The 12,972-nt window shown below is 31.0% G+C and carries 10 protein-coding genes; 6 read left to right on the top strand and 4 right to left on the bottom strand.

The annotated features are described in order from the left end of the window. The first annotated feature begins 194 nt into the window (after positions 1 to 194). The 4 genes from RH82_RS01165 (at position 195) to RH82_RS01150 (ending at position 4,813) form a co-directional block, all read left to right on the top strand. Entirely contained in the window at positions 195 to 821 is a 627-nt protein-coding gene (locus RH82_RS01165; protein WP_034057382.1) for a glutaredoxin family protein, read from the top strand. Positions 822 to 1,049: 228 nt separating this feature from the next. Beyond that, positions 1,050 to 2,087, top strand: coding sequence for an alpha/beta hydrolase-fold protein (locus RH82_RS01160; RefSeq protein ID WP_394330719.1), 1,038 nt, complete (start codon positions 1,050 to 1,052; stop codon positions 2,085 to 2,087). Between the two features lie 1,041 nt (positions 2,088 to 3,128). Next, positions 3,129 to 3,728, top strand: a complete 600-nt coding sequence (locus RH82_RS01155) for a GNAT family N-acetyltransferase (RefSeq protein WP_034057379.1) — start codon at positions 3,129 to 3,131, stop codon at positions 3,726 to 3,728. Positions 3,729 to 3,949: 221 nt separating this feature from the next. Next, complete coding sequence (locus RH82_RS01150; RefSeq protein ID WP_034057377.1) at positions 3,950 to 4,813, top strand: CPBP family intramembrane glutamic endopeptidase; 864 nt, start codon at positions 3,950 to 3,952, stop codon at positions 4,811 to 4,813. A gap of 279 nt (positions 4,814 to 5,092) precedes the next feature. Here the strand turns inward: RH82_RS01150 and RH82_RS01145 are convergent, their stop codons facing one another. The 3 genes from RH82_RS01145 to recR form a co-directional block, all read right to left on the bottom strand. Further along, positions 5,093 to 6,418, bottom strand: a complete 1,326-nt coding sequence (locus RH82_RS01145; RefSeq protein ID WP_034057376.1) for a dihydrolipoamide acetyltransferase family protein — start codon at positions 6,416 to 6,418, stop codon at positions 5,093 to 5,095. 113 nt (positions 6,419 to 6,531) lie between these two features. Further along, positions 6,532 to 7,629, bottom strand: a complete 1,098-nt coding sequence (locus RH82_RS01140) for a glycosyltransferase family 2 protein (RefSeq protein WP_034057375.1) — start codon at positions 7,627 to 7,629, stop codon at positions 6,532 to 6,534. A 6-nt stretch (positions 7,630 to 7,635) separates the two neighbouring features. Further along, positions 7,636 to 8,253 carry a recombination mediator RecR gene (recR, locus tag RH82_RS01135; protein WP_034057374.1) on the bottom strand — a complete coding sequence of 206 codons (618 nt, stop codon included), beginning with the start codon at positions 8,251 to 8,253 and terminating at the stop codon, positions 7,636 to 7,638. 235 nt (positions 8,254 to 8,488) lie between these two features. Here recR and RH82_RS01130 point away from each other — a divergent pair, with 235 nt between their 5' ends. Then, positions 8,489 to 9,937, top strand: coding sequence for a sodium:solute symporter (locus RH82_RS01130; RefSeq protein WP_034057373.1), 1,449 nt, complete (start codon positions 8,489 to 8,491; stop codon positions 9,935 to 9,937). Here RH82_RS01130 and RH82_RS01125 read toward each other — a convergent pair. Beyond that, entirely contained in the window at positions 9,934 to 10,296 is a 363-nt protein-coding gene (locus RH82_RS01125; RefSeq protein WP_034057371.1) for a CoA-binding protein, read from the bottom strand. The genes RH82_RS01130 and RH82_RS01125 overlap by 4 nt on opposite strands. Before the next feature lie 158 nt (positions 10,297 to 10,454). On the opposite strand from RH82_RS01125, the gene RH82_RS01120 reads away from it, so the two are divergent. Continuing rightward, positions 10,455 to 12,932: an outer membrane beta-barrel family protein gene (locus RH82_RS01120; protein ID WP_034057369.1), complete on the top strand. Its 2,478-nt coding sequence runs from the start codon at positions 10,455 to 10,457 to the stop codon at positions 12,930 to 12,932. Positions 12,933 to 12,972 lie beyond the last annotated feature (40 nt).

Raw genomic sequence — 12,972 nt, 5'->3', positions numbered from 1 at the left:
TTAATTTTGAACCAAAATATGGTACGGTTTATGCAAATATAAATGTATTATGTTATTTTTACTTATTAAAATAACCGATTTACATATTCACTCTGTTAAGCTTTGCTTATCTGCTTTTCATGACATTATATTTCATTTTTAAGAATCCTCAGTGTGACAGCGTCCTTTTTATTAAAAAAAAATCAAATATTACTATGAAATTATACCTAACACTATTTGCCTTCCTATTATTTACATTGAGCGGTTTTACGCAAAACGACCACGAATTTGTAAAGCTTTCCGAAGTGATAAAAGGCAAGAGATTAACACTTTACGTTACAAATACAGACTCTATTTCTTACGATATTTTCTTAAAAGTAGACACTAAAGATTACAGACGCAGCAGTAACAGGCCTATTATAAGGAATGTTGCAGCAAATAGTAAAATAAAGCTGATGACTTTGATTAAATTAGCTAAAACTGAAGGTCAGTACGAGTCCATATTTATTGTAAACGAAGTAGCTTATGCTTTAGAAATCGATAAAGACTTTGAGGCCTTAGATTTTAAATTAGATAGAGCGATTAAAGATAAAAAAGTGACACTATTCACAAAAGATGATTGTATTATTTGTCCGGATACAAAACGCATTTTAGAGAATAACAAGATTGCATACACAGAATATAATATTGATAAAGACAGTACAAATTATCTTAAAATAATTAAAGAGTTAAAATCAGATAAAGAAAACCGTATTCCTCTTTTAAAAGTGGATGGAGACGTTTATAATAATATTAAGAGTATTGAGGATTTTATTGTAGCACTGCGAAAGGCTTTTAATTAGGCTTGGCTTTGTCAAAAAAATAATAGAACTTCGTTTAACGTCTAACAAAAACAATTGTGCTGAATAGGTTTGAGTATTGAAACGATTTTTTATCAACACATTGGCAAACAATTCAAAAGCAACTATGACTAAAACAATTTTCTCTTTTTTCTTAACAATCTTTATAAGTCAAATCCTATTTGGACAGGAATATAATGTGTATAAATCAAAAATTGACACCTCTTTCGTATCATTATATTTGGGCTACGAAAAAAAATATCCATCATATTGCCAGATGATTGGCAAAATAACAATCAAAAAAAATATCCGCTGATTATCGTTTTTGATAGACAAAATAGTAGAAGTCACAATCATATAATACACACTATAGACTATTTAACTGCTTCAGAACAGATGCCTCGCGCAATCATTATAAGCATTGAGTCTGATAATTCTAGAAGAATTAGTGAAGCTAAAAGTCCTATTTCGTCTAAAAGTGGAAAAGCACACCTCAATGAAAAATACCTATTTAATGAAATTATAAATTTAGCAGAATCAAAATTTAAAGCAAGTCAATTCAGAGTCTTAATTGGTCATTCTTGGTATGGACATTTCACGACATCAATGTTTACCAAGAATATTAATAATTTATCGGCAGTTATAGTATTCGATCCTTTTTTCAAACAAAAAAACGTTTCTTTAATTGATTCAATTTCGACATTAAATAATATTAAAATTAAGCATACAAAATATTTCCGCTATTCAATAGGGAGAGATTATCCCGAAGATTATAGAGCTATTGAAATTGTTAAAAATAAAAATACAAATTCTAAAATTAACATTCAAGGCACCTATTTTCCCAGAGCGTTTCATAATGCAGTACCAGGATTGGGAATTGGAGAGGCTCTATATGATATATTTGAATATTGGTCAATTCAGCAATACACTTTTTTCAGACCCTCAAATAAAAGAATAGATTTATTTGCTGAATTAAAAAACAATATGATAAATCATTATGGAAACAACTTAGATTTTTCGTTAGGAGTATTGAATGGAAAAGGTTGGGGCTTCTATAATGAAGCAGAATATCTAAAAGCTATAAAGATTTGGAATGTACTAATTAATCAGTATCCAAGTTTTTCAGAAGCTTATCTTTATATTATAGAGGCTCAACAACAATTAAAACTTGACACATCAAAAACCAAAATCAAATTCAAAGAGAGCTTACAACTTTCTCAATATTATACACAAGAAGAAAAGAAAGAACTTCTATCTGAATTAAAATAATTAAACCATTTTGACTAATGATAGATATAATGAACTAAGCTCTAATTATATTGCTTCAAATTCTATATTAAATCTTAATATATTTGGTTATAATGAATACCGCCAAACTGAAGTTGCGGGAGTAATTAATTATTATAGCCTTATTTTTATTGATTAATAGCTAAAAACACGATTAAAAACATGAAACATTTAAATTTACTCATTGCTATAATATTCTATGTTACTGCTTGCGTATTATTTTTCTTAAAACAATATTATAGTCTTAAAAATCAAACTGAATATTACTGGCTGTACTATGTAATTATTTTATTAATTATTTTAAGTGCAATTTTTCTTCTCAAATGGGTTTATTCAATTTTAAAAAAAAGGAAAGTTAATTCTTAGTAGATAAAATCTACTAATAGTTAGCACTAGTCAAAAAAGAGAGTCAGCTTAAAAAAATATTTGCACACAAAAAAGCACAGTCAGAAAACTGTGCTTTTTGCTTTTATATACTGAAACTAGTTCATTACAATTATTTTTAGAAATCATTAATGAGATTCTTCGCTGCACTCTGAATGACAATTACACAGAAATTAGTTAAATCTCACGATTTGAACCCCAAGCTTATAAATACTCTTTTACTGCTTTTACAAATTGCTCACCAAGCGCAACATTTACAACTCTGTGATCGTAAGAGTGCGACAAGAACATTTTGCAAAGAATACCAATAAAACCTACATCTGGAGCTTCGAAAAACTGAGTACGATAGCATCAGACATTTCTATTAAACTAGTCTTTGCAGATAAAGATTCTTATGATAACGTTTTACAGACAAAATTTTTGAAGATCTAATAGTTGCAGTCATAAAAACATATAGAAGAGAAATACCTAAAAGCGCAGTTCTATGTTCTAAAAATTCGCAATTATACTGTTATAACAAACATTAGCAAGTCATTTGTTACAGGTGCTTAAACAAGGTTCACTTTGTCGAAAAAATAGTCGACCTTCGTTTAATCTCGAAGTTCCGGGAATAAAAAACAATTGCAACACGCTTAAAAAATGAAAATAAAAATTCTAAAATCAAACATTCAACTTGAAAACGACAGCGTCTTACTTCTTCCTTTTGATAATGAAAGAAATGAAGAACTCAAAGAAATAATCTTCGATAAAGAAATCTGGCAATTTATGGGATCTAACATAAATAACGAACAAGGTTTAAAAAACTATATAGCAAAAACGATTAAGGACAAAAACAACCGTCTTTGTTATCCTTTTTTAATTATCGATAAAGAAACTAATAAAGTTGCAGGCTGTACAAGATTTGGGAATGTAAATACAGCAGATAAAAAATGTGAAATTGGCTGGACCTGGTATGGAACAGAGTTTCAAGGCACAGGATTAAACAAAGCCTGTAAATACGAATTATTGCAGTTTGGGTTTGAAACTATTGGCTTTAAAAGAATACAGTTTAGCGTCGATAATAAAAACATAAGATCTCAAAAAGCAATAGAAAAATTAGGCGCACAGAGAGAAGGTGTTTTTAGAAACAACAACGTCGCTCCAAATGGAGATAGCAGAACTGATATTTATTATAGCATTATAAAAGAAGAATGGGAGTCGATTAAAGCTGAAATTTTTCCGGAATTTCTAATCTATTAATAACCAAGCAGAGTTTAAAAACCAGTTACCAACAAAGCTTAAACTTTAAACGGACTTTTTAAAAACACGTATTAAAACCACAAAAAAGTACAGTTTTAGAACTGTGCTTTTTGGGTTTTAATTAGGCTTGACTTTGTCATTTTTTTAGGCTAACTTCGTTTAACGTCTGATATAAAACATTAAAACGATTTCATATCAACGAAACATTGCCAGTAATACCTATGAAAAAAACATATCTAAATTTAATAACTCTATTAGCTCTTTACCTTTCCTGTTTATTGTTAACATTTCCATTGAATAAGCTTTTATTAGATTATGATATTTCAGAATTAAAATCTAGATTTATTAGCCAGATTATTGTTTTGATTCCTCTTTTAATTGCACTATTTTTTTTAATAAAGAAATTTGACTTGAAAACTTTCAATGGAATTGATAAAGGCTTAAATATCGGAAAATCGAAATTTTTACTTTTTCCATTACTATTTTTGATTTATATCGTTTACAATAATTTTTATAATATTTCAAGTATAGAAAGTTCAGAATTATTGCTAATAATAGTAATGGTTCTTTTAGTTGGTTTTACTGAAGAGCTCTTTTTTCGAGGTATTTTATTACCTTTTTTTATATTTAAACTAAAAACGAAAAAACATTTTTTGTTGTCAAGTATTCTTCTGTCCTCTTTAGTATTCGGAATAATACATCTTTTAAATTTAATTAATAATTCATCTACAATCGTTGGAGTAACTATTCAGGTCATTTTTGCTGTTTGTATCGGCTGTTTTTTTAGCGGACTTATATTACGGACAAATAGTATAATTATTCCATCACTTTTCCACGCAATAATAAATTTTAAGGCATGGGTTGGTCAAGTAACATATAAATCCAAAGAACCTATTGAATATACCGAAGAGTTTTTATCTACAATGCCAGAAATACCTGAACCGACGATTTGGAATAGTTTGATTAATGAATTACCATATTTCTTATTACTATTATTATTAGGATGTTTAATTTTATGGAAAATTGATGAACAAAAGATATTAAAAAAGCTAAATCCCAAAAGTACTACTGGCAACACCGTATAAAAATAATTGCGGTTTAGTGCTTAATCAAAGGTCGTTGCGTGTTTGTAACGTCTGATTTTCCTTCGGAAAATCCTCGCATACAAACCCGCAACTATTCTTATACATAAACGTTAAACGAACTTTCCCAAAACACACAAAAACATAAAAAAAAGCACAGTCCTAAAACTGTGCTTTTTACTTTTACATACTGGAAACTAGTTCAGCACAATTATTTTATGATTTAGAAATCATTAATGAGATTCTTCGCTGCGCTCTGAATGACAATTACGCAGGAATTAGTTAAATCTCACGATTAGTATCCCAAGCTTCTAAATAATCTTTTACTGCTTTTACAAACTGTCCTCCAAGAGCACCATTTACAACGCGGTGATCGTAAGAGTGCGATAAGAACATTCTGTAACGAATACCTATAAAATCGCCATCTGGAGTTTCAATAACAGCAGGCACTTTACGTATTGCACCTAAAGCTAGAATACCTACTTGTGGCTGACTAATAATTGGTGTTCCCATAATACTACCAAAAGTACCAACGTTAGTTACTGTATACGTACCACCTTGGATATCGTCTGGTTTTAATTTATTCTCTCTTGCTCTACCTGCTAAATCGTTAACCGCTTTCGTCATCCCAACAAGATTAAGTTGATCTGCATTTTTAATCACTGGTACAATTAGGTCTCCGTTGCCTAATGCGGCAGCCATCCCAAGGTTAATATTTTTCTTTTTAACGATTGTATTACCTTGAAGCGAAATATTCATCATTGGGAAATCGCGTAATGCTTTCGCAACAGCTTCCATAAAGATTGGTGTAAACGTAAGGTTTTCGCCTTCACGTTTCATAAACCCATCTTTCATTTTCTTTCTCCAATTCCAGATGTTTGTAACATCTGCTTCGATAAAACTTTGAACGTGAGCACTTGTTTGCACACTTTCTACCATGTGATGCGCAATTAGTTTGCCCATTCTGGTCATTTCTATAATCTCATCACCTTCTGCAGCAATAATTGGAGCAGCTGGTTTTTTAATTTCTGCTTTTACAGGAGCTTGCGCAGTTTGTGCAACAGGAGCAGCAACAGCTTGAACTGGTTGCGAACCTCTAGTTTTTAAATACGATTGCATATCTGCTTTAGTCACACGCCCCTCTTTTCCAGAACCAGGAATAGTATCTAATTCTGCTTGTGCAATACCTTCGGCTTTAGCCATGTTTTTTACTAATGGCGAATAAAAACGTTCTCCATTAGAACTAATTGGAGTTGCAGTTTCTTGAGCCGCAACAACAGTTTGTGCAATAGCTGCGACAGCCGGAGCTGTTTTTTCTAAAACAACTTCTTCTGCTTTTGGAGCTTCGACAGTAGCATTTCCTTGTCCTTCCGTTTCAATAACAGCGATAGTTTGCCCAACTTGAACAACATCGTCTACATTAAAAAGTATTTCGACTAAAACGCCATCTACCTCACTTGGTACTTCACTATCAACTTTATCTGTTGCAATCTCTAAAATTGCTTCATCTTGTTCTATAGTATCGCCAACTTCTTTTAACCATGAAGTAATTGTTGCCTCAGCAACACTTTCTCCCATTTTCGGTAATTTTAGTTCAAATCTTGCCATATTAATAAAAAATGTGTCTTTTTGTAATTTAAGAATGCAAAATTACTAAAAAATAGTCGATTTATCTGACTATTCAATATAATTTTAAAATCTGTTTTATAATGATGTGATACTTAAAAGTGTATCACTTCTCCTCTACTTTTAGAGGAATTACTTCCGAGGATAAAATTAGCGTTTTTTGGAAGTATTTTAAACGATAAATTTTTATTTTTTTCTAAAGCTTCCATTTGCTTAATAATCTTTTGAAAACTAATATAATTAGCATCGAAAATAATCTGTGTATTCTCTACTCCTTCAGTTACATTTAAAACGTGAGTTACCGCTTTCGAAAGCTTAGTCGCTAATACTTCATTTTTAGCATTTGAAACCAATGTATAGTCTTGAAAATCTAATGCTTCAGATGAAATATTACCTCCAAACCATCTAGCAGATTGTATTCCAAAAAAAACCAAAGCATCGAAAACAAAATTACTTTTAAAATGTTTTTTGTAGAAAATCTGCATCGCTCCATAAAAGCGTTTTGCGTACCTTTTATCTTTTAATGTACTTTCACCTTTATAATGTATTACAGAAATTTCTCCATAATAAAAACTCCGGTAACCGGCTTTTTTAATCTTGTAACTTAAATCTATGTCTTCACCATACATAAAGTAATCTTCATCGAAACCATTAATTTCATTGTAAACACTGCGTTTTAACAACATAAAAGCACCAACAAAAACATCAGCTTCCCCAATCTCCTGCTCCTTTAAATGGTTTGCATAATAGTGTTTAGAATTCCCTAAGGCCTTATTAATTGCAATTTTAGTTACTGGAACATTGCGTTTACTTTCTGGCAAATAATTACTGTTGCCATCTATTAATTTGCAACCAACAATGCCGAGATTATTTTGTTTTTTAGCAAAGCCCAAAAGAGTTTTAAAGGTATTTTCTGGAACTACCGTATCTGGATTTAAAATGCACAAAAACTCACCTTTGGCTTGTGCCACTCCAATATTATTACCTTTTGAAAACCCTGAGTTCTCTTTGTTTTCGATTAGTTTTACGTTTATAAATTTTTCTTTTACCATTGCACAACTCTCATCTTGAGAGTTGTTATCGATTACAATAATTTCAGCATCTAAACCTTGAATAGCAGCTTCCACGCTTTGCAAACACAACTCTAAAAAGTAGTGTACATTGTAATTTAATATGATAACTGAAAGTTGCAAATGTAATTATTGTTTTAGTGAGGCTTCAAATGGAATACGATTTAAAATACTACGTCCTAGTGTAATTTCATCTGCATATTCTAACTCATCTCCAACCGAAATCCCTCTAGCAATCGTAGATGTTTCTACTTCTAGCCCATTTAATTGCTTAAAGATATAGAAATTGGTAGTATCACCTTCCATGGTTGGACTTAATGCGAAAATAAGTTCCTTAATATTACCGATTTTTACTTTTTCTACTAAACTTACAATGTTTAAATCGTGTGGTCCAATACCTTCAATTGGATTAATTTTACCACCTAAAACATGGTATAATCCTCTGTGAGATGCTGTGTTTTCAATTGCCATGACATCGCGAATGTCTTCGACAACACAAATAATATCGTCTTTTCTTAGTGGATTACTACAGATTTCACACAAATCGACATCACTAATATTATGGCATGATTTACAAAACTTTAAGTCTTCTCGCATATGGGTTAATGCTTGAGATAAATTAAGAGTTTGTTCTTTAGGTTGTTTCAATAAATGTAATGCTAAACGTAATGCTGTGCGTTTACCAATACCAGGTAGTTGCGAGATTTCGTTAACGGCATTTTCTAAAAGTTTAGACGAGAATTCCATAGAATGCGAATTTAAAGCTTAGCCACGAATTTCACTAATTTTCACTAATCTATGTTTAATTACTCTTGCGCTTATCCGATTACACTGGTTTTTAATTTCATTGAGATTCGCTGAGAGCTTATCAAAACTTTCAACAGTAAACTCTTTGCTCAGAAACTCAACTTTAAAGACTTATAACTCTAAGTACTTTTAACTTATTTCTATTTTGTATTTTGGACCTCAGAAAATCATTTACATGTCAGCAACACAAATACTACTTCTTATTGCAGCCTATTTTGGCGTGCTAATTTTAATTTCATATTTCACTGGAAAGGAAGATACCAATGCCGCTTTTTTTAAAGCTAACAAATCTGCGCCGTGGTATTTGGTCGCTTTTGGGATGATAGGCGCATCGCTTTCTGGAGTCACTTTTATTTCGGTTCCTGGAGCCGTTGAAGGAAAACAGTTTGGATATTTTCAAGTAGTTTTAGGTTACTTTGTTGGTTATCTAATAATTGCTTACGTATTATTACCATTATATTACAGACTAAACCTAACTTCAATTTATACATATCTAAGAGATAGATTTGGGAACACGAGTTACAAAACAGGTTCTATTTCATTTTTAATTTCGCGTACTGTTGGCGCAGCTTTTAGATTATTTTTGGTTGCAAAGGTTTTGCAACTATTAGTTTTCGACCAGTTTAATATTCCTTTTCCTATTACTGTAACAATTACGATTGCATTAATATGGCTTTACACTTTTAAAGGCGGTATAAAAACTATAATTTTCACAGATACACTACAAACATTATTTATGTTAATTGCTGTAGTGGTTGCTATTTCATTTTTAGCTTCAGCCTTAGATTTAAATAGTGTTTCTGAAGTTTATGCTAATGTCACTAAAAGTGATTTAAGTAAAGTGTTCTTTTTTGGAGATGGTAATGATCCACAATATTTCTGGAAAAGTTTTTTAGCTGGTATTTTTATTACTATTACAATGACAGGTTTAGATCAAGATATGATGCAAAAAAACCTAACATGTAAGAACATTAAAGATGCGCAAAAAAATATGATAACGTTTGCTGTTGTGCTAGTTTTTGTAAATATATTATTCCTTGCGTTAGGGCTAATGCTTACACAATATGCTGAACAAAATGGTATTACAGCTAGAAAAGACGATTTATTTCCTACAATAGCAATGTTACCCGAAATTGGTGTGATAACCTCAGCCTTTTTTCTATTAGGATTAATTGCTGCAGCCTATTCGAGTGCAGATTCTGCATTAACATCCCTAACAACTTCTTTTTGTATCGATATTATTGAATTAGATAAAAAACCACAAAACGATCAGAAGAAAATTCGTAAACGTGTTCATATAATATTCAGTATTGTTTTAATAGCAGTAATAGTGTTGTTTGACACTATTTTTACTGACGTCTCTGTAATTTGGGAACTATTTAAAGCAGCAGGTTATACTTATGGACCATTACTTGGATTATTTGCTTTTGGTATTTTAACCAAAAAACATATTAGAGACAATTATGTTTGGATCATTGCAATTGTAGCTCCAATTATTTCATATTTTATGAATATGTATTCTAAAGAACTACTCTTTGGATATGAATTTGGTTTCGAGATACTAATTATAAATGGTCTATTTACCTTTTTAGGATTACTAATAATTTCTAAAAAAAACATTTAATACTGGTTTGTAGAGAGTAAAACTAAAGTACAGGCAACTTCAAATTCAATATTATTTTCCTTTAACAAATTGTAAAGTTCAGGATTCTCTGTTCCCGGATTAAAAATCACACGACTAGGTTTTAAAGCTAAAATATACCCGTAATACTCTATTTGCCTTAAAGGGTTTAAATATAAAGTAACGGTGTCTAAATCTGTGTATTGTTTTAATTCTGCATCAATAATGACACCATGCGCTTCACCTTCACGCATTCCAAAAGCTACAGTATCGTGATTATAATTTGTTAATTTTCTAATAGCCATATTAGAGTAACGTTCTGGCTTAATAGAAGCACCAATTACTAATGTTTTTTTATTCATATAAATAGTATTAATGGTTAATTCCGCGAAAGCGAAACAGCTTAAATGTTAAAACAATGTTAACGTCTCTTTAAAAGAGTAACACAATTCAAAATTAATCGTCTTTACTGTAATACCAAACAAAACTACATCAATCAATCAATCAATCAATCAATCAAATGAAACAAATCATTACTATTTGTTTGTTACTAATAGCAACATTAGCCCAAGCACAAACTTCTAACAAAGAGTTTCCAATTGTTAAGACTGGAATTATTACAGGTACCGTTTTAGACGGAATACTTAACGAACCCTTACCTTATGTAAATATAGTTATTCGCGACTTAAGTGGAAAAATTATTACTGGCAGCATTACTAAAGATGACGGTACTTTTTACATGGATAAAATACCTGAAGGCACTACCAAAGTTAGCATAGAATATTTAGGTTTCAAAACGGTTAGTAGAAATATAACAATTGATAAAGAACATAATAAAATCGATTTTGGCGAAGTAAAGGTTTACGAAACTGCTATGAGTTTAGACGAAGTAGAATTGACAGCTGAAGTCTCTACAATACAGCAAAAAGTAGACAGAAAAGTTATTACTGTTGGTAAAGATCTCACAACTTCTGGGCCAACCGCAAGCGATATAATGAACAACTTACCAAGCGTAAGTGTGGATTCTCAATCTGGAGCAATTAGCTTACGTGGGAATTCTAACGTACGTGTTATGGTTGATGGCAAACTATCTAACATTCCTGCAGCTCAATTATTAAAACAAATCCCTTCTACCTCTATTAAAAGCATTGAATTAATTACTAATCCATCTGCCAAATATAATCCTGAAGGTATGAGTGGTATTATAAATATCATTCTAAAAAAGAATATAAAAATTGGCTTTAACGGAAATCTTAATTTAGGATTAGCTTATGACGAAAATGCAAAGTTTAACAGTGCTATAGATATGAATTACCGAAACGGGAAATTAAATTTCTATGGTAATTATGGTAATAACATATCTAAAAACAATAATGAAGGTTATATAAATAGACCAGATAATAATTCTGAGCAAATATTTTCTTTTAAAGACAACACTAAAAATCATTTATTTAAGGCTGGAGTTGATTTTTATTTAAATGAAAAAAACACGATTTCCTTTTTTACAAATCAAAGTGTTACAGATTCTAAAAATTTGGGAACAACTGATGCTTTGTTTAATGATATGCCTAGTTTTAATCAATATCAGGAGTTTGATAATACAAATGACAACAATTCATCGCAATATAATTTTGATTACAAATTAGAATTAGCAAAAGAAGGTTCGGATATAGAATTAGAAGTGGATTACAATGTTTTTGACCAACAAGAAGATGCAGACTTTAGATTCGCTGGTGCAACAGAATTAAATAATTATCTAGATTTTGTAACTACCGATAGAGAGCGTACTACTATAAATTTAGATTATGTAAACCCTTTAAGCGATTCTGTAAAATTAGAATTAGGACTACAAGCACGTATATTTAGCACAAGTATAGATTATAGCTCTACTGGAATTTCACTTAACGATTTAGGCGTTTTCAGACCAACACCAAGCACGGTTTTCGATTATTCTAGAGATATTTATTCGGCTTACGCAACCTATGGCAAGACTTTAGAAAAGTGGACCTACCAAATTGGTATACGTGCAGAAAGCGTTGAAGTTATCGCAGATGCTTTATCTACCGAGGCAACTAACGAAACAAGTTTATTATCCTTTGATAATGACTATTTTCAAGTCTATCCATCAGCCTTTTTTACCTATTCACCTTCTAAAGAGAATTCTTATCAACTAAGTTATAGTCGTCGTGTAGATAGACCAGGAATTGGACAAGTAAATCCCATTCGAGAGTGGAGCACACCATTAATATCATCATTTGGAAATCAAAACCTAGAACCACAATTTACTAATTCATTAGAATTAAATTACACAAGACAATTAGAAGAAGGAAGTATTACAGCAGGTGTTTTCTATCGTGCAATACAAGATGAAATTAATCAAGGTTTAACAATAGACAGAACTGATGTTACTTCTGGCCGCGTTATTTTAACACATAATAATTATGATGATACTGAGGCGTACGGTTTTGAATTATCTAGCAATTATAAACCAACAAAATGGTGGAGTTTAAATGCCAGTTTTGACGCTTATATACAAACTCAAAAAGGAATTACGGAAACCCTTACTGCTCCTTTAGCAACTGCAACTATAAACGACATATTAACTAATGTTGTTGAAGTTGATAATGTCGCATATAACTTTAGAGTCTTCAATAATTTTAAAGTCACAAAAAAGTTAAGCTTATCAGCTTTTGCCTTTTATCGTGGATCTGCAGAAGATTTACAATTTAAAAGTGAACCAATGTATTTTGTGAATTTAGGTGCAAGACATGACTTTGCTGAAGGAAAAGGTTCTATTAGCTTAAATTTTAATGATGTTTTTGGAACTCAAGAATTTGGTTTCACAGGCAATAGACCCTTTAAACAAGTTGGAGCTTTTAATTGGGAAAGTCAGACCATTTTTGCTGGATTATCTTATAGATTTGGAGGCCAAAAATACCAAGCAAAATCTAGAAAAAACAGAGATAATAACGAAAAATCTGGAGGCGGATTTTTATAGAATAAAATATTAAAGATGCTAATTAGTTTTAATAACCTTT

The sequence above is a fragment of the Lacinutrix jangbogonensis genome (assembly GCF_000797445.1).
Lineage (GTDB): Bacteria > Bacteroidota > Bacteroidia > Flavobacteriales > Flavobacteriaceae > Lacinutrix > Lacinutrix jangbogonensis.
Note: the sequence above shows the minus strand (reverse complement) of the source record. Positions and strands in the feature narration are given on the sequence as shown.

What these genes read in the sequence shown, in the direction of transcription:
- RH82_RS01165 (WP_034057382.1), top strand. Translation starts at nt 195, where the DNA reads ATGAAATTATACCTAACACTATTTGCCTTCCTATTATTTACATTGAGC.
- RH82_RS01155 (WP_034057379.1), top strand. Translation starts at nt 3,129, where the DNA reads ATGAAAATAAAAATTCTAAAATCAAACATTCAACTTGAAAACGACAGC.
- RH82_RS01150 (WP_034057377.1), top strand. Translation starts at nt 3,950, where the DNA reads ATGAAAAAAACATATCTAAATTTAATAACTCTATTAGCTCTTTACCTT.
- RH82_RS01145 (WP_034057376.1), bottom strand. Translation starts at nt 6,418, where the DNA reads ATGGCAAGATTTGAACTAAAATTACCGAAAATGGGAGAAAGTGTTGCT.
- recR (WP_034057374.1), bottom strand. Translation starts at nt 8,253, where the DNA reads ATGGAATTCTCGTCTAAACTTTTAGAAAATGCCGTTAACGAAATCTCG.
- RH82_RS01130 (WP_034057373.1), top strand. Translation starts at nt 8,489, where the DNA reads ATGTCAGCAACACAAATACTACTTCTTATTGCAGCCTATTTTGGCGTG.
- RH82_RS01125 (WP_034057371.1), bottom strand. Translation starts at nt 10,296, where the DNA reads ATGAATAAAAAAACATTAGTAATTGGTGCTTCTATTAAGCCAGAACGT.
- RH82_RS01120 (WP_034057369.1), top strand. Translation starts at nt 10,455, where the DNA reads ATGAAACAAATCATTACTATTTGTTTGTTACTAATAGCAACATTAGCC.